Source organism: Zobellia uliginosa (assembly GCF_018860745.1).
Taxonomy (GTDB): domain Bacteria; phylum Bacteroidota; class Bacteroidia; order Flavobacteriales; family Flavobacteriaceae; genus Zobellia; species Zobellia uliginosa_B.
In genome coordinates, this window is sequence record NZ_JAHKPY010000012.1 from 782,593 (window position 1) to 807,094 (window position 24,502).

The 24,502-nt window shown below is 39.1% G+C and carries 20 protein-coding genes and 1 tRNA gene; 3 read left to right on the plus strand and 18 right to left on the minus strand.

The features are described from left to right. Nucleotides 1–82 precede the first annotated feature (82 nt). The 6 genes from rimK to KO521_RS14865 form a co-directional block, all read right to left on the minus strand. A complete protein-coding gene (gene rimK / locus KO521_RS14840) occupies nt 83–1,453 on the minus strand; it encodes a 30S ribosomal protein S6--L-glutamate ligase (protein ID WP_215940664.1) in 1,371 nt (456 codons plus the stop codon). A gap of 1 nt (nt 1,454) precedes the next feature. Beyond that, entirely contained in the window at nt 1,455–2,984 is a 1,530-nt protein-coding gene (locus KO521_RS14845) for a bifunctional GNAT family N-acetyltransferase/carbon-nitrogen hydrolase family protein (RefSeq protein WP_215940665.1), read from the minus strand. Between the two features lie 114 nt (nt 2,985–3,098). Beyond that, complete coding sequence (locus tag KO521_RS14850; protein ID WP_215940666.1) at nt 3,099–3,428, minus strand: hypothetical protein; 330 nt, start codon at nt 3,426–3,428, stop codon at nt 3,099–3,101. Beyond that, nucleotides 3,425–4,399 carry a deoxyhypusine synthase family protein gene (locus tag KO521_RS14855; protein WP_215940725.1) on the minus strand — a complete coding sequence of 325 codons (975 nt, stop codon included), beginning with the start codon at nt 4,397–4,399 and terminating at the stop codon, nt 3,425–3,427. The genes KO521_RS14850 and KO521_RS14855 overlap by 4 nt, the downstream gene beginning before the upstream one ends. Beyond that, nucleotides 4,389–5,330 (minus strand): agmatinase, encoded by a 942-nt coding sequence (speB, locus tag KO521_RS14860; protein WP_215940667.1) that lies wholly within the window; start codon nt 5,328–5,330, stop codon nt 4,389–4,391. Before speB ends, KO521_RS14855 begins: the two co-directional genes overlap by 11 nt. A gap of 15 nt (nt 5,331–5,345) precedes the next feature. Then, on the minus strand, nt 5,346–6,803 hold the full coding sequence (locus tag KO521_RS14865; protein ID WP_215940668.1) for an arginine decarboxylase: 1,458 nt from the start codon (nt 6,801–6,803) through the stop codon (nt 5,346–5,348). A 453-nt stretch (nt 6,804–7,256) separates the two neighbouring features. On the opposite strand from KO521_RS14865, the gene KO521_RS14870 reads away from it, so the two are divergent. Further along, nucleotides 7,257–7,988: a hypothetical protein gene (locus tag KO521_RS14870; protein ID WP_215940669.1), complete on the plus strand. Its 732-nt coding sequence runs from the start codon at nt 7,257–7,259 to the stop codon at nt 7,986–7,988. A 260-nt stretch (nt 7,989–8,248) separates the two neighbouring features. On the opposite strand, the gene KO521_RS14875 is transcribed toward KO521_RS14870, so the two are convergent. The 8 genes from KO521_RS14875 to KO521_RS14910 all read right to left on the minus strand — a co-directional run bounded on the left by KO521_RS14875 (nt 8,249) and on the right by KO521_RS14910 (nt 17,564). Beyond that, nucleotides 8,249–8,320 (minus strand) — tRNA-Arg (locus tag KO521_RS14875). 93 nt (nt 8,321–8,413) lie between these two features. After that, nucleotides 8,414–9,688: a TRAP transporter large permease gene (locus KO521_RS14880; RefSeq protein ID WP_215940670.1), complete on the minus strand. Its 1,275-nt coding sequence runs from the start codon at nt 9,686–9,688 to the stop codon at nt 8,414–8,416. Next, the gene (locus KO521_RS14885) at nt 9,685–10,149 is read right to left on the minus strand and encodes a TRAP transporter small permease (protein WP_215940671.1); all 465 of its coding nucleotides are present in this window, start codon (nt 10,147–10,149) and stop codon (nt 9,685–9,687) included. The genes KO521_RS14880 and KO521_RS14885 overlap by 4 nt, the downstream gene beginning before the upstream one ends. Next, a complete protein-coding gene (locus KO521_RS14890) occupies nt 10,139–11,149 on the minus strand; it encodes a TRAP transporter substrate-binding protein (protein WP_215940672.1) in 1,011 nt (336 codons plus the stop codon). Before KO521_RS14890 ends, KO521_RS14885 begins: the two co-directional genes overlap by 11 nt. A gap of 3 nt (nt 11,150–11,152) precedes the next feature. Then, nucleotides 11,153–11,689 (minus strand): RidA family protein, encoded by a 537-nt coding sequence (locus tag KO521_RS14895; protein ID WP_215940673.1) that lies wholly within the window; start codon nt 11,687–11,689, stop codon nt 11,153–11,155. Between the two features lie 118 nt (nt 11,690–11,807). Then, nucleotides 11,808–12,854 carry a 6-bladed beta-propeller gene (locus tag KO521_RS14900; protein ID WP_252730072.1) on the minus strand — a complete coding sequence of 349 codons (1,047 nt, stop codon included), beginning with the start codon at nt 12,852–12,854 and terminating at the stop codon, nt 11,808–11,810. Between the two features lie 26 nt (nt 12,855–12,880). Beyond that, nucleotides 12,881–14,359: a DUF1501 domain-containing protein gene (locus tag KO521_RS14905; RefSeq protein ID WP_215940675.1), complete on the minus strand. Its 1,479-nt coding sequence runs from the start codon at nt 14,357–14,359 to the stop codon at nt 12,881–12,883. A gap of 10 nt (nt 14,360–14,369) precedes the next feature. Beyond that, complete coding sequence (locus KO521_RS14910) at nt 14,370–17,564, minus strand: DUF1553 domain-containing protein (RefSeq protein WP_215940676.1); 3,195 nt, start codon at nt 17,562–17,564, stop codon at nt 14,370–14,372. Between the two features lie 155 nt (nt 17,565–17,719). Here KO521_RS14910 and KO521_RS14915 point away from each other — a divergent pair, with 155 nt between their 5' ends. Beyond that, the gene (locus tag KO521_RS14915) at nt 17,720–18,427 is read left to right on the plus strand and encodes a hypothetical protein (protein WP_215940677.1); all 708 of its coding nucleotides are present in this window, start codon (nt 17,720–17,722) and stop codon (nt 18,425–18,427) included. A gap of 18 nt (nt 18,428–18,445) precedes the next feature. Continuing rightward, nucleotides 18,446–18,904: a hypothetical protein gene (locus tag KO521_RS14920; RefSeq protein ID WP_215940678.1), complete on the plus strand. Its 459-nt coding sequence runs from the start codon at nt 18,446–18,448 to the stop codon at nt 18,902–18,904. On the opposite strand, the gene araA is transcribed toward KO521_RS14920, so the two are convergent. From araA to KO521_RS14940, 4 genes are read right to left on the minus strand one after another with little or no spacing between them, the layout of a single operon-like run. Beyond that, complete coding sequence (araA, locus tag KO521_RS14925) at nt 18,901–20,403, minus strand: L-arabinose isomerase (protein WP_215940726.1); 1,503 nt, start codon at nt 20,401–20,403, stop codon at nt 18,901–18,903. The two genes, KO521_RS14920 and araA, sit on opposite strands and share 4 nt — an antisense overlap. A 22-nt stretch (nt 20,404–20,425) precedes the next feature. Further along, on the minus strand, nt 20,426–21,991 hold the full coding sequence (locus KO521_RS14930; protein ID WP_215940679.1) for a solute:sodium symporter family transporter: 1,566 nt from the start codon (nt 21,989–21,991) through the stop codon (nt 20,426–20,428). Nucleotides 21,992–22,012: 21 nt separating this feature from the next. Continuing rightward, nucleotides 22,013–22,717 carry an L-ribulose-5-phosphate 4-epimerase gene (locus KO521_RS14935; RefSeq protein WP_215940680.1) on the minus strand — a complete coding sequence of 235 codons (705 nt, stop codon included), beginning with the start codon at nt 22,715–22,717 and terminating at the stop codon, nt 22,013–22,015. Further along, nucleotides 22,710–24,404: a ribulokinase gene (locus tag KO521_RS14940; protein WP_215940681.1), complete on the minus strand. Its 1,695-nt coding sequence runs from the start codon at nt 24,402–24,404 to the stop codon at nt 22,710–22,712. The genes KO521_RS14935 and KO521_RS14940 overlap by 8 nt, the downstream gene beginning before the upstream one ends. Nucleotides 24,405–24,502 lie beyond the last annotated feature (98 nt).

Below are 24,502 nucleotides of genomic sequence, written 5' to 3' on the forward strand. Positions count from 1 at the left end.
CACAAAGAATGCGATTGCCATCTACATCACTGTAGCGACAATCGCATTATACTTAAAATTATCTCCTATTCCTTATATATGGTTACATACTAAACCTCAACTTTTTTTCTATAGCCATAATCATTTCATTGGCAATATCTTTACCTGTAGCATTTTCAATTCCCTCAAGACCTGGTGAAGAGTTTACTTCTAACAATAACGGCCCTTTGTTTGAGCGAATAATATCTACACCAGCTACGGCAAGGTTCAATACCTTAGCAGCTTTCTGTGCCAGTTTGCGCTCTTCCGAGGTGATTTTAATTATAGAGGCCTTACCACCTTGGTGAATGTTGGCTCTAAACTCACCTTTCTCGGCTTGGCGTTGCATTGACGCCACTACTTTACCGTTCACTACAAAACAACGAATATCTTGCCCATTGGCTTCCTTAATGAACTCTTGTACCAAAATGTTGGTGTTCACACTTTTGAAAGCATTTATTACACTCTCGGCCGCTTTGTTCGTCTCAGCAAGCACAACACCTTTTCCCTGAGTACTTTCTAATAATTTTATAATCAACGGAGCACCATTAACCATTTTAATAAGGTCTTTGGTATCCATAGGAGATTTTGCAAAACCTGTTATAGGAATATGAATATCATTCTTAGAAAACAATTGTGATGCAAAAAGCTTATCTCTAGATTGGGTAATGGCCTCCGCACTGTTTTGGCAATACACTCCCAAATTATCAAATTGTCTAATCAACGCACAACCATAAAAAGTTACCGAGGGTTTTATCCTTGGAACAACCGCATCAAAAGCATTTAAAATATTACCTCCTCTATATCGTATTTCTGGGGAACGGGCATCTAACTTCATGTAGGCATGCTCTACATTAAGAAAAACAATCTCATGCCCGCGTGCTTCCGCCGCTTCTACAATCCGTTTATTGCTATATAAGTTAGGGTTACTGGCCAATAATGCTATTTTAAGACCTGACTTTTCTTTAAAATAAGGCGCGTACATCTTATTAATGGCAGCATCATCAAAATCTTGTATTTGATAATTTACCGCCGAGTTTACCATATACCGCTCATTAATAGCTTCTCTCCCCAAAAGCATACGGAATTCCATTGTGTCCCGATTTGCCAGGGTAAGCTCTACATCAAAAGTATCTTCTCCCATAGTAACAGGCGTGCGTACTACCAAACGCTCTTCAGATATACCGGAAGAACTTTTCACCATTCTACGGTCTACCAATCTGGCTTGGCAGGGTATGGCAATACTTCGGTTTTCTTGCAAAGGGCTTACCTCGAATTTTACCCATTCTTGGGTGCCCTTCATGATAATTTTAATATTAGTGGCTTGTATGGATGATGTTTTAGCCCCTGAGTCCACCCTCGCTTTTATAGCGGGAATACCCAAGTTCTCAAATACACACCATTCCTCACTACCTATAATTTTTAAATCTGTCAAACTATACTTTTTTTCTAAGTTCAAAAATATCTTTTCTTCTATCTTTTAAGTTACGCACCGCCCCAAATTGATTGAGTTCGCGTAACAAATCGATATCTACATCGGCAATCAATATCATTTCTGTATTGGGTGTGGCCTCTGCTTTTATTCCGTTTGTAGGGAACGAAAAATCGCAAGGAGTAAATACCATGGATTGAGCAAACTGAATGTCCATATTCTGAACATTTGGCAAGTTGCCTACACTACCTGCAATAGCCACGTAGCATTCATTTTCTATTGCTCTTGCCTGCGCGCAATGTCGTACTCTTGAGTACCCGTTTTGCGTATCGGTCAAAAAAGGAACAAATAATATGTCCATTCCTTCATCTGCCAATAAACGGCTTAACTCTGGAAATTCCGAATCGTAACAGATTAAAATTCCGATTTTACCACAATCCGTATCAAAAGCCTTTAATTGATTACCGCCTTGCATACCCCAAACTTTAGCTTCGTCCGGTGTAACATGCAGCTTTTCGTAACGCTCCATACTACCATCTCTTCTACACAAATAACCAACGTTGTACAGACGTCCATCAATCATTTCGGGCATACTCCCCGTAATGATATTGATATTGTACGAAATAGAAAATTCCGAAAATTTCTGTACAATAGCATCCGTATGTTTAGCTAACTCACGAATAGCATCTGGCGTAGACAAATGATTATCCTTTGCCATTAAAGGCGCATTAAAAAACTCTGGAAACAAAGCAAAATCCGACCGATATCCGGATACGGCATCAATAAAATATTCTGCCTGTTGTAACAGCTCTTCCAAGTCTCTGTAAGGCCGCATTTGCCACTGAATAAGACCTAAACGAATAACGGTTTTCTTCGCCGATGCTTTTTTTGAGGGTTTCTGATAATAGATATTATCCCATTCCATTAAAATAGCAAAGTCACTTGAGGCTTTATCACCTTCCAAATATCCTTTCATAACCTTCGCAGGGTGAAAATCATTGCTAATCTGAAAGTTCAATACAGGATCGGCAATTTCTTTTCTACGCACTTTGGCTATATACTCTTTGGGAGTAAGCTCATCCATATATTTATGGAAATTTGGCATTCTACCACCAAATGCGATACTCTTAAGATTCAGTTTTTCACACAATTCCTTTCGGTAATCGTACAAACGCCTTCCTAACCTAAGACCACGGAACTGGGGCTTTATAAAAACCTCAACACCATAAAGCACATCTCCTTCATCATTATGCGTGGAAAAAGAATAGTTACCTGTGATCTGCTCATAGGTATGCTCATCATCAAAACTATCATAGTCTACGATAATGGACAGGGCCACACCGGCCAACTGTCCATTAATCTTAATAACCACTTGGCCTTCCGGAAATTTATCGATTAGCGATTTAATATGCTCTTCTTTCCAGTATGATCCGGGCATATTGGTATATGCGGATATCATGGCGCTTTTAAGCTCTTGATAATCATCAAGGTCCAAAAACTTTAACTCTATATTTTCTATTTCTTCTATTTTCATTGAATGGACATTAAACAATTAGTATCTCTATCAACAAAACCTTGGAATAGAACAAGGGGTTTCTTAGCCTGAATACCAAGCATAGAAAGGTTCATTACAAACCTGATAACAATATTATTCATCGTCATCTTGAGCCATATCTTCTGGGTCTGGCTCGCCCACTGCTTCTGGATCATCATCTTCAAAATCTTCATAATCATCCTCATCATAATTTTCCATGGTATATTCCAGCTTCGCACTGATCTTTACCAAATATTTGGTGTCTTCGGTCAATACTTCAACAGCTTCTATACGCTCGCCATTGGCATTTTTGAATGAAATTATATTTCGGTCGTCATAACCATCTGGATAAGCCGCTACCAAAAGTTTTAATACTTCTGGCGTCAACTTCTTAAAGTCTACTATTACGCGCTTTAAATTTGATGTGTCTCGTTTACTGCTCATAAGTCTAGAAGATATGCAAATATTAATGGTGCAACAATGGTTGCATCGCTTTCAATTATAAATTTAGGGGTATCAATATCCAATTTGCCCCAAGTAATCTTTTCATTGGGTACCGCACCTGAGTACGACCCATAACTAGTAGTTGAATCACTAATCTGGCAGAAATAGCTCCAAAATGGCGTATCTGTTCTTTCCATATCTTGATACAGCATAGGCACTACACAAATAGGAAAATCTCCTGCTATACCACCTCCAATTTGGAAAAAACCGATTCCGTTTTTAGAATTATCAGTATACCAATCTGCTAAAAAGGTCATATACTCAATACCAGATTTAATGGTGCTAGCTTTCAATTCGCCTTTTAACACGTATGAAGCAAAAATATTACCCATAGTACTGTCTTCCCAACCCGGGCAAACAATTGGCAGATTTTTTTCCGCGGCAGCGTACATCCAAGAATCTTTTAAATCAATTTCATAATGCTCTTCAAGAACACCGGAAAGTAACATTTTGTACATATACTCATGCGGTAAGTAACGCTCACCTTTTGCCTCGGCATCTTTCCAGATTTTAACTATATGCTCTTGTAACCTTCTAAAAGCTTCCTCTTCGGGAATACAAGTATCCGTTACACGGTTAAGTCCTTTTTCAAGCAAAGCCCACTCATCCTTAGGAGTTAAATCACGGTAGTTAGGTACACGTTTGTAATGTGAATGTGCTACCAAATTCATGATATCTTCCTCAAGGTTGGCACCAGTACATGATATAATCTGTACCTTGTCTTGGCGAATCATTTCGGCAAAAATCTTACCTAATTCAGCCGTACTCATAGCACCTGCCAATGAAACAAGCATTTTAGAACCTTTGTTCAATTGTGCTTCGTATCCTTTTGCGGCATCTACTAAAGCGGCGGCATTAAAGTGTAAATAGTATTTTTCAATAAATTCGGAAATCGCTCCCTTAGTCTTCATCATCTTCAAATTTTAATCCGTTAGTATTTACCTTACTATCCACATCATAGGTATTGTCATACTCGTCATCTGCTGCCTCACCCATAAATTTATAGCTCAACATTTTATAATACAATTTAGCCGCAAGAAAATCCGATGATTTCTCTGATGGATTTGGGCACAGCTCAACAATATCAAAACCTACTACGTTCTTCTCTTCAAAGACCTGTTTTAAAAACTCTAAGGTCTCATACCAAAACAAACCACCTGGTTCTGGAGTTCCAGTAGAAGGCATAATGGACGGGTCAAAAGCATCAAGGTCAAACGTAATCAAAACGTTATCCGTCATGGCTTCCATAACTTTATCCATCCAATACTCATCTTGCGCCATATCATGGGCAAAGAATGTTTTTTCTTCGTCCATGAACGATTTCTCTATAGCATCCATAGAACGAATACCCACTTGAATCAAGTTTGTAGTCTGGCTTGCTTCATGAACCGCACAGGCATGATTGTATTTGCTGCCTTCATACGACTCCCGTAAATCTGCATGCGCATCGATTTGTAATACCGTTAGATTATCAAAACACTCATTAAAAGCACGAATAGTACCAATTGAAATAGAATGCTCACCCCCAAATAAGGTTACGAACTTGTTTCGTTTTATGTACTTTTTTGTTCGCTTGTGAACGGCATCTACCACTGCTTCGGGCGAACTATTTTCGGTAATCGCTTCAGCCAAATGAATGCCTTGCTCATAAACCTCGGTATTGGTCTCTATATCATAAAGCTCCATATTCTCAGAAGCTTCCAAAAATGCTTGAGGGCCTTTATCGGCTCCTTTTCCCCAAGTACTTGTTCCATCGTAGGGCACAGGTATCAATATAACCTTTGCCGTTTCTAACTGTGCGAATTTATCGGGAATACCCGCGTAATTCTTTGTTGTGCTCATCTTAATTTGTGAAGTTTATACGTTTGATGTAATCTTATTATTAATACTAGTATCGCTGGTTTTTTTTACAGATTTCTCGGTCTCGTACCCCAGAATACTAAGCAAATCTTCCGCTTTTTGTTGCGGACTGAAAAGTTCATAGGTAAGATTGCCATCAGCATCTTTATCTATGAGTACATGCTTAGGCTGTGGTATTAAACAATGCTGTAGACCACCATAACCGCCAATGGTTTCTTGGTAGGCACCTGTGTTGAAAAAACCTATGTATAATGGTTTATCCCGCTTATATTTAGGCAGGTATATGGCGTTCATGTTCTGCTCACTGTTATAGTAGTCATCGCTATCACAAGTCAACCCGCCTAAAAGAACACGCTCATATTCATCGTTCCAACGGTTAATTGGTAACATGATAAAACGTTTGTTAATAGCCCAAGTATCCGGCAAAGTGGTAATGAAAGATGAATCTATCATATTCCATTTTTCACGGTCGTTCTGTTGCTTCTGATAAAGAATTTCGTAAATAGCTCCGCCACTCTCCCCTACGGTAAAGCTTCCAAATTCAGTAAAAATATGAGGCACGGGTACATCTGCCTCTTGGCAGGTAATATTGATCTGATTTAGAATCTCATCAATCATATATTGGTAATCGTACTCAAAAGCCAAGGAGTTTTTGATTGGGAAACCTCCACCAATATTCAAACTATCTAAAGACGGGCAGATTTTTTTCAATCTAGTGTACACCTTTAAACATTTCACCAACTCGTTCCAGTAATACGCATTATCGCGAATACCGGTGTTAATGAAAAAGTGAAGCATTTTAAGCTCTACCTTGTCATTATCTTTAATCTGGTTTTCGTAAAAAGGTACAATATTCTTGTATCCAATGCCCAAACGAGAGGTATAAAACTCAAATTTTGGCTCTTCTTCCGAAGCTATTCGGATACCGATTTTAAACGTATCTTCTATTGCATCTGACAATAAATCGATTTCTTCATAATTATCGATAATCGGTATACAATTTTTGTGGCCGTTGTTAATGAGTCTAGCAATATTCTCAATATACTGCTCACGCTTAAAACCATTACAGATTACATAAGCGCTATCTTTTAGCTTGCCATCCTTTTTTAGTTGCTCAACTATATTAATATCAAACGCAGAAGACGTTTCTATATGAATGTCATTCTTAAGTGTTTCGTGCAAAATATGCTGAAAATGAGAACTTTTGGTACAATAGCAGTAGTGATACTTGCCTTTGTAATCGTTCTTCTCTATAGCATTAGCGAACCAATTCTTAGCCCTGGCAATATTCTCTGATATCTTAGGCAAATAGGTAAATTTTAACGGACTACCATATTTTTCTACCAACACCTTAAGTGGAATATCGTGAAATTTTAAATGCTCGTTCTCAAGCGTAAACTCTTCTTGAGGGAAAAAGTAAGTCTGATCGATTAGATCAATATATTTATTATTCATTGTGAATTCTTGTGAATGAAAATCGGTATATTTTTTTAACTACTGGGTACAGTAAAAGTTATGAAATTGTTACCGATGGTATCATATAAGAATTTGCTCCTGAGTAGTAGGAATAAAAAAGTAATTGTGCTGGCTTTGCACAATTGTAGAAGAAAAATCGGAAGTTAGCTTTAAAATTCGGCCGCCCATCTTATGGGTTGCTATGAGATTTGACTTCCTAATCTCCCATAGCCCGAACATAGAAACACATTGCATGTTGTTCAGCTAAAAGCTTAAAAATGCCTTCAGTTTTACTTCGCCAAAGACAGGACAAATGAAAACAAAAAAAATGTAAAAACAAGCGTTTTCGAATAAATTACGACAAAAGACCAAAAAAAGATTTTTCAAATAAAAAAACAACTCAAAATATATTGTAATTATCTTATTTTTAATACTTTAAATTAAAATTTTAAAATGAAAAATAATTGTAAAATCTGGGTTCAAAACACCATTTTAGGTCTAAGTTTATTCATATTCCAAGTGACGTTTGCTCAATTACCCTCAGGAACCTTCTTTTTTGAAGAACAGGTTAATCAGAAAATCATCACCCATGAACTTCATATTCTAGATAATTATCTCACCTATACTATGTATGAAAAAAATCCTGCTAAGTTTATTGTGTCTCGTGGCGGCTTTGCAAAAGTTGAAGAAAATCTTCTAGTTGTTCTCTTGGAATTCAATTCCAATTACCAAAATGATGAACTGAGAATGCTTAACATCCCCTTTCAACAGGAAGGACAGAACCTTGTTCTAGATATAAAATCAAAACATATCTTCAAACCGAAGCCTTCCTTAACTCAATATTTAGACGGACAATGGTTGTTTGCTACCCGTGGGCCGGATGAAGGACAGGAGCGAAGAGGAGAGGAAAACCCCAGAAAGACATTAAAAATTTTAACCAACGGCCGTTTTCAATGGATCGCCTACCAAACAGAAACTATGAAATTTTCCGGTACAGGTGGTGGTTCGTTTACGTCTAAAGACGGTAAATACAAAGAGCGTATAGAATTTTTCTCCAAAGATGATTCACGGGTTGGAGCCGAGCTAACTTTTGATTATGAGCTAAAAGAAAACGATTGGCACCATACAGGGAATAATAGCAAAGGGAAACCCATGTATGAGATTTGGACCAAGAGAAAAGACTGAAATTATTAAGGCCAAAATTGCTTAATAAAATGAGTTATCAACAATTTAACTGATAAAAACTTTATAATTGATTAAAAAATACACAATGTAAGCCTTTATGCGTCGTTATAATCGGACAATCATAATAATGATGGTATGAACCCCCTTACGAAAGAACAGATAGAAGAACTTAAAGAAAAGCTAGAAGAAAACAAAAAGAGGATTAACGAATTGGTTAAAAAATTCGACGTATATAAAATCTAGCGGTATCCTTTAAAAAGTGACCCCGGCAAGAATCGAACTTGCATCTAAAGTTTAGGAAACTTCTATTCTATCCATTGAACTACGGGGCCAATAAATCATGACGCAAAAATAAAGTTTTTTTATAAGTGCTGAAAAAACCGACCTACTAATTTTACGTAGGTTTATATCCTTCGGTAACGTAACTAATCAGTAAACAAATTGGGAAGCGCCAAAGAGAACCAAGGAAATAAGGTTACCAGAATGAGCACCAAAAAGCTCACCAACAAAAATGGCAAACCGGCTTTACTTACTTCGCCAATAGATATTTTGCCAATACTGGATGCCACAAAAAGACAGACTCCTACCGGTGGGGTGGTCAGACCAATAATTAAATTTAAAACCGCTATCACCGCAAAATGAATTGGATCTACCTCTACCGCCAAGGCCACTTTTAATAGAATAGGAAACAAAATTAACAGTGCAGCAATGGTTTCCATAAACGTACCCACTATAATCAATAATAGGTTAATCAATAAAAGCACAACATATTTGTTATCGGTAAAGCCTAAAATCTCACTGGATATGCTCTGGGGAATCTGCTCAGTAATCAATATATATCCAAAAAGATTTGCAAAACCCACCAACACCATTAATGAAGCAGAAGTTTTCATACTGTCTAAAAAAACTACCTGAATATTCTTAAAATTCAATCGTCTATAAACGAACTTCCCTATGATCAAGGCATAGACTACGGCGATGATGGAGGCCTCCGTAGGCGTGAATATTCCTCCGATAATACCGTACAGTATAATAAAGGTCATTAATAACGACCAAAACGTATCTATAAAGCCGCGCCCTACTTGTTTTAGTGTACTTCTTTTATGTTTGGGATAGTTCTTTTTTACAGATATTACATAGGCGGTAATCAGCAAACCCGCGGCCAATAGTAAACCTGGCACGGCTCCCGCTAAGAACAACTTCCCTACTGAAAGCCCGCTTAAGGTTGCGGCAATAATCATAGGTACACTTGGAGGAATAATAGGGCCTATAGTTGAAGACGCAGCGGTAACGGCACAAGAAAAATCAGTATCATACCCTTCTTTCTTCATTGCCGGAATCATAATAGACCCCATACTTGCCGTATCGGAAATACCGGTTCCGGAAATTCCCGCAAAGAGCATAGATGCACCAATATTCACCAAAGAAAGACCTCCTCTAATATGGCCTAACAAATGGTTGCAAAAAGCGATTATCTTTTCGGTCAATCCTCCTTGGTTCATCAGATTCCCCGCCATAATAAAACCGGGAACACTCAATAGCACAAACACATCTATACCCGAATACATTTTCATAGGCACGACAATCAAAGGAATGCCCTTTACCAAAATATAGCTCAGACAAGACAGACCAAGGGCAAAAGCTATTGGAAAACGCAAGACCAAACAGACTACAAATACCAATACGAGAATCCAAATCATACTTTTGAATTTTTATAATTTCTTTGGATTTTTTTCCAGAGGTAATAGCTAATGGAAGCCGATAGAATGAACATACTAAAGAATGCCACTCCCATATTGAACCCCATACTAGGTGATTTCTCGGGAATTCCCAACAACACAAATTTTAAGGAATAAAAAGCCATAACAATAAAAAGAAACAATACGACCATAGGGATAATTTTGGCCAATATGAGCTGCACTTTCTCCGGAAAACGGCTATAGAACATATCTAAATGAACATAATAGTTGTTTTTCATAGCTAGACCGGCACCGAAAGAGGTGGCGTAAATAAAGAAAATACGTGATGCTTCCTCTGTCCAAGAAGGAGTTTCTACCGGAGTGAACCTACAAAATATCTGTAAAAGCACGGTAGCAATCAGTCCCCACGTGCTTAATAAAACTCCAACTTTTAGAATACGACCAATGGTTTTATGAAGCATCTTTTTCCTTTTTAAGTTGATCGTATATTTTTTTCATTTCAGGGGAAAGGCTATTGTAAATTGCTTCCTCACACTTGGCCTGAAAAGCATCTTTATCCACTTCTATGAACTCCATGCCCTTTTCCCGCAGCTCATCTTGAACCATTTTTTCGTTTTCTAAAAAAAGACGGTGTTCATAGGCCTGCATATCTTTGGCCGCTTCCAAAAAAAATTCCTGCAAATCTGGTGGAAGCCGCTGAAACTGTTTTTCGCCTATTACAGGGTACACCCAACTCATGACATGCCCCGTTAAATTTAAATATTTCTGTACTTCTGAAAAACCGGCATTGTTTATCATCGCAAACGGATTTTCTTGCGCCTCTATCGTTCCTTGTTGCAATGAAGTGAACACTTCCGAAAAAGCCATTGGTGTGGGTTTTGCCCCAAGTGCTTTCCATAGCGTAACAAAAGAAGGCACATTTGGCACTCGCACAATGAGTCCGTTTAAATCATCTGGATGTCTTATGGGTCTATTTGAGGTGAGGTGCCGCGGACCGCGCTCAAAATGACCAAGGGATCGCAAACCCGACTTGTTAATCATCTCTTCTTCCATCAACTTACCAATAGGTCCTTGTATGTAGCGGTTCATATCTGTAGAATCTTGCATCAAAAAGGGAAGTTCGCAGAAAGTGGCTACTTCAAACCAATTGGTAAGCGTAGAGCCTGTGGTGGTCATATCAATTACATCGGCCTGAATTAGGCGTATGGCTTCAATCTCTTTCGCCAATTGTTCGGATGGGTATACTTCAACTTTTATTCGTCCTTTAGAGCGTTCCTCCAAAATTTCGCCAAAATAATAGAAAGCTTTATACCAAGTATGTTCTTCGTTCACCAAAAGGGCTGTGCGCAATATAAACTCAGGTTCTGCTTTTTCCGGTTTACAACTATTAAAACCAAAGAGAATAAGAACGCAGGATACAGTTTTAATAAAACTAGAATTGAATAACAATCGTATGTTCATGATTTAGTCTTCTACCTCAACAACCATTTCAATTTCTACAGCAATATTACCGGGCAAAGACCCCATACCTATTGCAGCTCTAGCATGTTTGCCGCGTTCACCAAAAACCTGGACCATTAAGTCTGAACATCCGTTGATAACTTTAGGTTGGTCCTTAAAATCAGAAACGGCATTTACCATACCGCGGACCTTTACAATACGCTTTACCTTTTTCAGGTCTCCTAATTCTGCCTTTAAAACTGATATTTGATTGATGGCCGTAATTCTAGCTGCTTCATACCCTTCTTCAATAGTAAGGTCAGCACCAAGTTTACCGGTTATGTTCTCACCATTTGCTTTGGTAGGACCTTTTCCCGCTAAAAAAATCAAGTTTCCCGTACGTACCGCATTTACATAATTGGCCATTGGGGCGGAAGGCTGAGAAAGCTCAATTCCCAATTCTGTAAGTTTGGCTTCGGGATTATATTCGGTTTCCTCTTGAGTGAATCCGTTAAACGAAGTAAAAACGGAAATACATACAACTAAAAACAGTCCTTTCATATAGTTTGAATTCTATCTTGAAGCTAAATATAAGGATTTCTTATATTCCCTAACACTCTAAAAAACAGAAAACAACCATTTTACAAATTCTTGTTAATTTCATATATGAAACTAGTTTCTAAACTCTATGTAACTTATAAGGGTAGACTCCACCGGCATTCCATTGACACACATAAAGATTTTTATCATTGTCTATGCAGACATCATGACAATGCTTAAAAATGGGTTTTTCTTGGAACATTAACTTTAATTTTCCGTTCTTGTAAACCGGCTCAGTACCACCCGGATTAGAGATTACTTTATTATCCTTATCCAGAATGGTTACAAAGCCCTTGTTCGCATGCATATTGAAATTACCGTCCTCCATTCCAAAGCAAACTCCGGAGTACACATTTTCACCATCTATTACCGGTCTGCTTACAAAGAGCCCGGGCATATAATAATCCTCAATATAATCACCCTCCAAAGAAAATCTTTTAAAAGAATTTTTTATCCGCGCGGTACATAATAAAGTTGGATTGGAAGGATCTCTATAATCTACGACAACCCCATGTGCTTGTTTGAATTTTTCCGGAGAAAGAAAACCATCGCCCCCAAACTTGCGAATGAAATTACGTTTTGGGTCATATTGAAGAATGTATTGAGAACCATACCCATCTGCCACATAAATATTTCCGTTTGGACCAATGGCGGTTTCCGTTGGCTTAAAAGGCGCATGCACATCATAAGCTCCAATTTTAGTAGGTGATGCAATTTCTAAAAGAACCCTACCATCTAAATTGGTCTTTATAACCCTTCCAAGAGAAGGATCCGTGATATATAAGAATTCAGCTCCGCCTTCCTCATGAATGGTAAGGCCATGTGCGCCCGGTAAATTGAGTGTCCAGCTATGTAAAAGCCCACCAGATTTGTCATAGATTAACACATTGTTCTTAGCATGATCGGTAAGCATAATAAGCCTACCTTTTTTATCCATCACCATTTCATGGCAATTGTTAACCGGATATTTTTTAGGATCTAAATCTCCCCAACCCACTTCAACTCTATATTTAAAATCACCGTGACCAATGATTTCTTCACTGAGATTTACTTTTGAATTATTAATGTAGAACGGCACAGTGGACATTGTTAAAAGCCCTCCTGTACCCATGGTTGTTTTTTTCATGAATTCTCTTCTTGTTGACATGCTAACTAGGCTAAAATATCTTTTACTACATGACCATGAACATCGGTCAAACGGTATCTTCTCCCTTGGTGTTTAAAGGTAAGCTTTTCATGATCTATACCCAATAAATGCATTAGGGTAGCTTGAAAATCATGTACATGTACCCCGTTGCGTGAAACATTATAACTAAAATCATCGGTTTCGCCGTAGACCATCCCCGCCTTCACTCCTGCACCCGCCATCCACATGGTAAAACAACCCGGGTGATGGTCCCTTCCATAACTTTCCGCAGTTAGTCTACCTTGCGAGAAACTGGTACGGCCAAACTCCCCTCCCCAAACTACTAACGTATCCTCTAGAAGTCCGCGTTGTTTTAAATCCGTAATTAAACCAGCTGTTGCTTGATCCGTACTCAATGCCTGTCTTTTTATACCATTGGGAAGACCACCATGTTGATCCCACCCCATATGATACAACTGAATGAATTTTACATCCTTCTCAGCAAGTCGTCTTGCCTGAATACAATTTGCAGCATACGTGCCCGGAATTTTAGCATCCTCACCATATAATTCATAAACATGGTCCGGCTCATTGGAAGTGTCTACAACATCCGGAACCGAATTCTGCATACGGTACGCCATTTCATATTGATTTATTTTAGATTGAATTTCCGGATCTTTCCAGATATCATACTGTTGGTTATTCAATTCGGAAATATAGTCCAATGCACGCCTACGGTCATGATCATGAACCCCATGCGGATTGTTCAAATACAACACCGGATCTTTCCCAGAACGAAACTGAACTCCTTGGTGATGAGAAGGCAAAAATCCATTGCCCCATGCCGCCGAGCTTAAGGGTTGGGCGCCTCCTCCTTTGGAAAGCATAACCACAAAATTGGGTAAATCCTTATTGTCACTCCCCAAACCATAACTTAACCACGACCCAATTGAAGGCCTCCCGCTTAACTGGGACCCCGTTTGCATAAACATAACTGCCGGCTCATGGTTAATGGCTTCGGTATACATTGATTTTATTATACATAGGTCATCTACAACACCAGCAGTATGGGGAAAAAGTTCACTCACCCAGGCTCCGGATTGACCATGTTGCTTAAAATCGAAAATGGACTGCACCAAGGGAAAAGTGCTTTGTGAAGTTACCATTCCAGAATTACGTTGTGTTCCCCTAACCGAATCAGGTATTTCCTGACCATGCCATTTGGCCAAGGAAGGTTTATAATCGAACGTTTCTATTTGTGACGGACCACCACTTTGAAATAAATAAATAATGCGCTTTGCCTTGGCAGGAAAATGGGTTCCGCCCAATGCCCCTCCATGGGCGTTTACCAGCGAAGGCCTTTCGGAAACCAACAAATCGTTGGCAAAGGATTCCGTCGGTCCTAAAAGACTGGATAGAGCAATAGACCCAAACCCCAAGGATGCCTTCTTTAAAAACCCCCTACGGGTATCTTCAAACTTTTTTTGTTCATGAATATCTCTCATAATCTTCTTCTTATCGTATGGTGAATCCTTCGGTAGTATTCATAATTCCGTTAATAACCGTTGCCAATGCCGCTACTTTAACAGGATCGGAGGTGTTTTTAATTTTGGTTTCGCCCATATTCAAATAGGCGACCGCATCTTCTTTATTGTTCAAAAAGCGCTCTAACTCTTCGTCAAGAAATTTCTTTAAAATCGATAATTCTTCTTTTGAGGTCTTTCTTCCTGTACTCAGCTGAAATGCCTTCTTTAACTGTAGTTCTTTATTTTCTTCATCCTCATCAATCAAACTTTCGGCAAGGACATATGAAGCTTCTATATATTGGGGATCGTTCAAAAGCACTAATGCTTGTAATGGCGTACTGGTCTCCCTTCTTTTAACCGTACAAACACTGCGGTCTCCGCCATCAAAAATCTGCATAGACGGTGGTGCCGAAGTTCTCTTCCAAATCGTATAAAGACTTCTTCGGTACAAACCCTCCCCTGGCTGCTGTTTGTATTTGTAACGCCAAGGTTTGTTACTAATTTCGTCCCAAAGCCCTTCTGGCTGATATGGGTAAACACTTGTTCCTCCAATTTTTGAAACTAAAAGCCCACTGATAGCCAATGCATTGTCCCTTACCATTTCCGCAGTCATACGCATACTAGGTCCTCGGGCCAATAGAATATTGTCCGTATCGATCTCCGACAATTCCGGGGTAAGTTCCGAGCTTTGTTGATAGGAGGAAGACATAACGATTAACTTTTGTATTTTCTTGATATCCCAACCCGAATCCATAAACTCTACGGCAAGCCAATCCAATAGTTCAGGATGCGAGGGCAAACTACCCTGGTTGCCAAAATCATCAGAAGTGGCCACCAACCCTTGTCCAAAATGCATTTGCCATAAGCGGTTCACAAAAACTCTGGCTGTTAACGGATTGTTCTTATCGAACAACCATTTGGTCAACCCTAATCTATTTCTTGGCAAATCTTCACTAAAAGGCATTACCGCTTCGGGCACGTCTGGTTGCACTTCTTCCGTAGGAGCATCGTACATCCCACGATCAAGAATATAAGTAGGTCTGGGCTTTGGCAAATCTCCCAAAACCATAATCTCTTTTATAGGTTCCAGTTCATTAAGCTGTTTTTCTCTTTGTTCCTTCAGCTTAATCCTTGTCCTTTCCGTTTCCTTGTCAATACTCAGATAATAGAAATCCGTAATTAATTCCTTTTCACCACTTTTTACTCTATCCATTACCATTTTTGGAGCTATGCTGTAGAGCACTTCCAAACCCGATAGTTGTCGGTTATAAATCCTGAGATTATCCACACCGCCGTCTTTGAAAGATTTAAACTTGCCACTTACCCCTACAGTGAAACCGTTAAATGCGTAGTTATGCGCATTTTTCTTGAACAGTATAGATTTATACAGGTTGTCTATTTCAATTTCTACCGGTACCTCTTTTCCGTTTACGTAAATATGGACCCCATCCGCTTTGCCCAACCCATCATAGGACACGGTTACGGAGCTCCATTCTTTCTCAGGTATAGATTCCTCCGTTTTAACTTGAATGGCATTGGATGGCCAAGAACGCGCAATTATAAACTTAAGCCTGTTATCCTCCAGATGCATGGAATACCCTTTTAATCCTTGCCTAACTTCTTCGGAATGCGTAAAAATTGCGGCCTCTTCATAGTTTCTGTCCGGCTTAACGGCTATGGAAACGGTGAAAGGATCGGATTGATCAAACCATCCTACTTTTCCGGGCATCCTCATAGTGGTATAATCACCAAGAAACACAGCTTTTCCGTTTATCCCATTCTCAATTACAGGCTCTTTAATGGTTACCGATCGTCCATCACCCCCACTATTTTCAGTACTGAACGATTTATTATCCTCTGATGAAAACGAATCAAAATTTAAACTGGCCTGCAATCCTTTTTTCAAGCTTTTTTGCAACACTGTCTCCAGAACCAATGGTTTTTTAGACCAAGTACGTACCTCCTCAGGTGTTTCCTTTTCAACAGATATCAATTGTTTTTGTGTTAGATTGATATCCCTATCAATAAACTCCAACACCTCTTTTTGCTCGTCATTGGTCAATAAAAGTGAAGGTCCAGGTACTTGACCCGGCCCATACACCGGTGTCCCAATCTCATTTGTACTATTGAAAAATGCAAAAAGCTCATAATGGTCTTTTTGGCTGGTCGGATCATACTTATGATCATGGCATCTAGCACATTCTACACTTAACCCTAAAAATGCTTTTCCAACAGACAGGGTACGGTCCGCCACATACTCTACCCGGTACTCCTCAAAAACAATTCCCGCTTCAGAGTTCTTTTTATGTAGCCGATTAAAGGCCGTTGCTAAAATACTTTCCTGCGATGGGTTTTCTATAAGGTCTCCCGCCAACTGCCATATTACAAATTGGTCGTACGACATATTTTCATTAAACGCCTTTATGACCCAATCCCGATACGGACTAAAATCGCGATGTTTATCATCCAAATACCCATCACTATCCGCGTAACGAGCAACGTCCATCCACTCGGCAGCCATACGCTCTCCATAGGCAGGTGAAGCCAAAAGGCGATCTACCACTTTTTCATAAGCATCCGGTGATGTGTCATTTACAAAATCCTGAATTTGCAACAAGGTTGGTGGCAATCCTATTAAGTTGAAACTGAGGCGGCGAATAAGATGTTCCTTTGAAGCTCTTTGTGAAGGACTTAAGCCTTTACCTTCCAATTTGGCCAAAACAAATTGGTCAACAGTATTATTTGGCCATTCCTTATTCACTATGTTCGGAACGCCTTCTTTTTGGGGTTTTATAAAAGACCAGTGCGGCTTGTACTCCGCTCCTTGCTCAATCCACTTTGTGATGGTGGCTATTTCATTTTTGTTAAGTGTAATATTAAACTCTGGTGGCGGCATTGTGATGTCCGGATCAGTAGATAAAATACGCGTAACAACTTCGCTCTTTTCAGGTTTATTAGGAACAATAGGATGCTTTCCCGATCCTTCTAAAGCCTCATATGCACTTTCTGCAATATCTAGACGAAGACCTGCTTTTTGATTTGCCATATCCGGTCCGTGACAAGCAAAACACTTATCGGACAAAATAGGTTTAACATGGTAATTGAAATCTATTTTCTCTGGCAATTCAGCCATTGCCTCTTCAATTTCGTCAGGTGCATTCCATCCACAACTGTGTAATAACATGATGCAGAGTACAGAAAAAAATCTCGATAAGAATCGCATTGGTTTTGGAATTTTCTTCAATATACGACCGCATTTTAACTGTTAATGAGTTAAAAAACAGTTTCATTAACTGTTAATAATTTTAATTATCTTTAAAAAATTCCTTCTTTGAGGCTATGAATACCAAGGATTACCATACGTATGTCAATAAAATAATTTCCAGTAAATCTTTTGGCAATTCAACCACCTATGCCAATTTGCTCAGGTACCTCGTTCAATGCACTATAGAGGAAGACGTGCCAAAAGAAACCACAATTGCCACAGAAATATTTGGTAAAAAGGAATTTGACCCTTCTCAGAGTACACTCATTAGGGTTTACATTTATAATCTTAGAAAAAAACTGAGAACATACTACCAAAAGGAAGGGACAGAAGACCAGATTATTCTGCGCATCCCAAAGGGGAGTTATAAAGTAGAGTTTGACAGTAAAAAGAAAGAGCCCAAACCAGCAAAAAAAATCATAACCAAAAAACAGCTTCTATTTTTAGTCTCCTCAATTCTCTTTTTATCAATTATCGGAAATTGGTTTCTCTGGACAGTTAATAGGCAGCCAAACCCCTTTTCCGAATCTATCCTATGGACCGAAATTTTCAATTCAAAAAAACCAATGATATTGGTATTGGGGGACCTCTTTATTTATCGTGAAATTAATACCACTCTCCATAAAGAAAAGGTTATCCGTAATCCATTTATCAATTCAGAAACTCAACTCTACGACTCTCTTCCTTCCTCGTTGAAAAATGAGTATGAACCTATGGAGTATAGTTTTCTAATTAGAAATAGTACCGAATGGGTAAAGGACGTAAGTAAAGTTTTGACTTAAAAAGATAAAGACTTTAACGTGCGTACAATTTTACGTTTTAGCCCTAAAGAACTTCCTGAAAACGACTTTATGGTTGTTGGAATGGCGAAGACCTTAGGTATTTTCAAAGATTACATCTACAAGACCAGCATAAACTACAATGAGGATACAGATAATTTTAATTTCAAGAACACCTCAACCTTTTTTAAACCCAGTGGAGATGCCGAAACCTACCATAAGGATTACGCTTTAATTATAAAGGCGCCGGGACCAAACAACAATTCCATATATGTTTTTGCGGGTTTGTGGGATACCGGTGCATCACAGAGCCTGAAGAACTTTACCAACCCTATATTGGTCCAGCAATTGGAAAACCGAATGAAAGCCGACTTAGGAAAAATACCTGCTTATTTTGAGGTCTTTATGGAAGTAAACGGTATTGACAGAATGGAACTGAGTTCAAAGATTCTTCACGTGAAAGAATTGGAATTGGATTAAATACCTTTTAAACCATAAGCCGCATCGTTCCAACGAAGTTCTTGCTTAAAGCGGTACAGGTCAGTTTTTTCATCAATCAGCAGAAATTCTAAATCCATTATTTGTGCAAAATCCTCCAATGATTCTGCAGATATATTCTGACTATAACACGTATGATGTGCTCCGCCACCATAAATCCAAGCTGCAGCAGCTGTTTGAAGATCGGGTTTTGCCTTCCATAAAACTCTTGCCACGGGAAGGTTAGGCATATTTTCTTCTATTTCTATTGCTTCAACTTTATTGACCAGCATCCTAAATCTATTACCCATATCCACAACCGATGCATTCAAAGCATTTCCTGAGCCAGCATTAAAGACCAAACGTACCGGGTCTTCTTTTCCGCCGATTCCCAATGGATGAATTTTACACGAAACATCTCCTTTGGCAATAGACGGACAAATTTCCAACATATGAGAACCAAGAACAGCTGTATTTGCCGGGTCAAAGTGATAGGTATAATCTTCCATAAAACTGTTCCCACCATCCAGACCTGCCCCCATAACTTTCATGGTACGCACAAGTGCTGCCGTCTTCCAGTCGCCTTCACCACCAAAACCATAACCACTGGCCATAAGCCTTTGAGTGGCAATACCGGGTAACTGCTTCATACCATGTAAATCCTCAAAAGTATCGGTAAAAGCGGTATAACCACCTTCCTCAAGAAAAGTTCGCATGCCCAACTCTATCCGCGCAGCATCCCTTAAAGAATTCCGCATACTTCCATCAGATTTAATTTTAGCTGCCATAGTATATGAATCCTCGTATTCTTGAATCAACATGTTTACATGAGCAGGGGATACTCCATCAATATATTTAACCAAATCGCCTACGCCATATCCATTAACCTCGTAGCCGAACTTCATTTGAGCAGAAACTTTGTTTCCCTCTGTAACCGCTACTTGACGCATATTATCCCCAAAACGGGCTACTTTCATTTTTTTAGAATCAGCAACTGCAGAGACCACACGACACCAGTCAGCTACCTGCTGAATAACAGTTTCATTGTGCCAATGACCTACAACCACCTTTCGATTCAACCGCATTCTGGAAGCCAAAAAACCAAATTCCCTACCACCATGTGCGGATTGATTCAGGTTCATGAAATCCATATCAATCGCATTCCAAGGAATGTCCCGATTGTATTGGGTATGCAGATGCAAAAATGGTTTCTGAAGAGCCTGTAGGCCTGCAATCCACATTTTGGCAGGAGAGAAGGTATGCATCCATAATATAAGACCAACACAAGCATCAGTATTATTCGCCTCTTTACATAAAGTACTTATTTCTCCTGAAGTTTTTACTACAGGTTTAAAAATTACTTTAACAGGAATAGTTTTATTCGCATCGTAATGTTTAGCGATTTCCTCTGAATGTTCCGCTACTTGAGTTAAAGTCTCTGGCCCATAAAGGTGTTGGCTTCCCGTTACAAACCAAACTTCATTATTACTTAAATCGATCATCATTTTTACAATAAATTAGTCCTTATGAAAAATACACGTACATACCTATAACAATAGAACATATTACAAAACCTACGGGTTTTGCAAACTTCCATGGCGTAATATCTACCTGCTCAGTATATACTTCAACATATTCCGTCTCTCTTGGAAAGAATTTACCAATAATTAACATCAGCAGTATTACTAGAACAAACAAGATACCCATGACATGTAAGAAGCTAACATTTGGCTTAATGATATATAGTGTGACTAAATACGTGACTACGGCAAAAACGATTCCAATATTTGCGGCAATACCAGGGATTTTTTTAGTTAAGTAACCTACTAAGATTATTGCTAAAATAGGCACGCTATAAGACCCATTTAATTCCTGTAGATAATTAAATATACCTCCTTCCACCCCAAACAATAGCGGCGCTATTATCATGGAAATGATTGCAAGGAAAACACCAAATATCTTACCAGCCTTTACTACCTGCTTTTCCGTGGCTTTTTTATTAATGTATTCCTTATAAAAGTCAAGTCCAAAAAGGGTAACCGAACTATTTAAAGCACTATTAAAAGAACTTAATATGGCTCCAAAAAGCACTGCTGCAAAAAAACCGATAAAGGCCGCAGGCAATACCTTTTTGACCACCATAGGGTAAGCCTGGTCCGGATTGGTCAATTCACCGTTAAATATTTGAAATGCAATAATTCCCGGCAATACTACAATTATAGGACCCAATATCTTTACAAAAGCCGCGAGACTTAATCCTATCTGACCTTCACGTAGATTCTTGGCACCAAGTGCTCGCTGAATGATAGCCTGATTCGTTCCCCAGTAGTAAAAGTTAACGATAACCATACCAGTAAAAAGCGTCCAAAAAGGCACTGAAGAATCAGGTCCTCCTAAAATTTTAAATTTCTCTGGAAAGTTAGTAGTCAAAACATCCATACCATTTAGGAGGTTTCCATCCCCAACGTATAACAACCCAAATATAGGTATGAGCGAACCTCCAATAATCAAACCTATTGCATTAATCGAATCGGACACTGCAACTGCCTTTAGTCCTCCAAAAATTGCGTAGATACTTCCTATTATACCAATACCCCAAACGGTGACCCATAGTGCAGCTTCTTCGTTCATACCCATCGCCTCTGGCAAATCGAACATAGTATTGATTGCCAAAGCACCTGAATAAAGAACTGTAGGCAACATTGAAATTGCATATCCTCCTAAAAATAAAAGAGACACTAAAGTCTTTGTAGATTTTCCGTAGCGTTTTTCAAGAAATTGAGGAATAGTAGCAATACCTCCTTTCAAATATCTAGGCAACAATACCAATGCAGTAAAAACCATGGCTATTGCAGCCAATACTTCGTAAGCCATAATGAGTATGCCCTCGCTATAAGCGATACCGTTCATACCTACAATTTGTTCCGTAGAAAGATTTGTTAAAAGCAATGACCCAGCAATGACGGGGCCCGTAAGACTTCGTCCACCTAAAAAATAACCATCCGAAGAGGTTTCATCCGTTTTTCTAGTTGATAAATATGCTATGATTGCTACTAGTAATGTAAACCCGATGAACGTTGCTATTCCCATAAAATATATTTCAAATAAAACTTAGCACCCTTGTCCGTAATAAGCATCTTTACCATGCTTACGTTCAAAATGCTTCTTTTTCAAAGCCTCTTTTAACGTAACTGCGTTAGGATTTATCTGCAAGGTTAGATGTGCCATTTTAGCTATTTCTTCACATACAGCACTATTATATACTGCTTTGGCAGCGGTTGCACCCCAAGTAAAAGGAGCATGGCTACCGACCAGTATCATACCTATTTCGTTATAATCCAACCCTTTGTCTTTCAAACAATCAATTATCTGATACCCGGTCATATGCTCATAATCTCCCTCTATATATTCATCTTTCATAGGGGGAGCACATGGAATATCAGCAATCAAATGATCGGCATGAGTCGTTCCGAAGATAGGAATATCCTTAATAGCTTGTGCCCAAGCCGTACCATAAGTTGAGTGCGTATGAACTACTCCGCCTATTTTATCCCATTCTTTATAAAGAACGGCATGTGTTTTTGTGTCAGATGAGGGTCTCATCTTACCTTCTACAATCTTTGCATCAAAATCACAAATCACAATATCCTCAACCTTTAATGTATTATAAGGTACGCCACTGGGCTTTATTGCAAAAACCCCGTTATCTCTATCTACGGCACTTGCGTTACCAAATGTAAACAATACCAGACCTAGTTCCGGAAGCTGCATGTTTGCCTCAAAGGCCTCTTCTTTTAATGATGTATACTTACCCATTATTTCTGGTTTCGTTCATGATATGTTTCTCCATCGTATCGCCTAGCCTACTGTAGTTTTTATATACCTTTTCATAGGCTATTGCATCGATTTTGTTCGGTTGATAAATAGTCTCAAAAGGGCTACCCATCTTCTCCATAGCTTCGGGAACATTGGTGTAGACCTCCGCAGCTACAGCACCAAAAACTGCCGCACCTAATGCACAGGCCAGTTCTGACGCCACTACTTTAATAGGCATATTAAGTACATTGGCCATCATTTGCATTATAAACGGGGATTTCTTGGCCACTCCCCCCAAAGCTATAACCCCTTTAATTGGTATACCTTCGGATAGGAACCTATCTACTATCTTTTTTGCCCCGAAACAGGAAGCTTCCACTAAAGCTCTAAATATTTTAGGCGATGTACTCCCTAAATTTATACCTGCAATTACTCCTTTCAAATTCTGATTGGCATCTGGTGTTCTTCTTCCATTCATCCAATCTAGCGCCAACTCTCCCGAAGCACCAATAGGCTCTTTGCTAGCGGCATTGCTAAGTTCGGGAATCAGGTTTTTAAGTGCCTCTGCAATTAATTTTTCCTTGGTATTTTCATCAATTAAAGAAGACTTAGATATCAGTTCTTGAATTGGCCATGCCAAAACCCTGCTGTACCAAGCATAAATATCCCCAAAAGCAGACTGACCGGCTTCCAACCCTAACATATGAGGAATGACGGAACCATCTACTTGTCCGCATATACCTTTTACCAATTTTTCTTCCCCTTCCATAGGAGCTACTAGAACATCACAAGTAGAAGTCCCCATTATTTTTGTTAGATAGTATGGCTCAATCTTAGCCCCTACGGCGCCCATATGGGCATCAAAAGCCCCCACGGAAACAATAGTTTCCGCAGAAAGACCCAATCGCTCAGCCCATTCCGGACTTAAAGTACCCGCTGAGACATCTGAAGTATAGGTCTTATCAAAAAGACGTTCTCTTAGTCCGTCCAAAAGCGGATCTAATGCTACAAAAAAATCATTGGAAGGCAAACCACCAAAACTTTCGTGCCATAGCGCCTTATGTCCTGCAGCACATCGGCTACGTTTCATTTCACGAACATCGTTGCCCCCAGTTAATAAAAACGGAATCCAATCACAATGTTCGACCCAAGAATAGGCAGCTCTATACACCTTGTTATCTACTCTAGAAACATGAAGTATTTTACTCCAAAACCACTCTGAAGAATAAATTCCGCCTTCATATTGTGAATAATCGATATCCCATGTAGCACATAATTCATTAATTTCATTGGCTTCCCGGATGCCGGTATGGTCTTTCCAAAGCACGAACATTGCGTTCGGGTTCTCTTTGAAAGCATCCAAAAGTGCCAATGGAGTTCCATTAGCATCTACCGCAACGGGTGTACTTCCCGTAGTATCTACGCCTATGCTAACAATTTGTGCCACAACATCAGGACCTACTTCAGCAACAACGGACTTGACTGTAGATTCTATACCTTCTATATAGTCTAAAGGATGTTGGCGAAAACGATTTTCGGAAGGATCACAGTATTTGCCTTCTTTCCAACGCACATAATTATGTACCGCCGTGGAAAGCTCTTGACCTGTTTTTGTGTTGACCAAAACAGCTCGGACGGAATCCGAACCAAAATCCAAGCCCAGACTATAGGCGGTTTGTGACCTCATATGTAAAAACTTTAAATTTAAGGTAGCGTTTTAACAGAACCCTCTTGTAAAAGAAACTAATATAGAACTTTTTACAAGTGTTTCAAAAACACTTAATG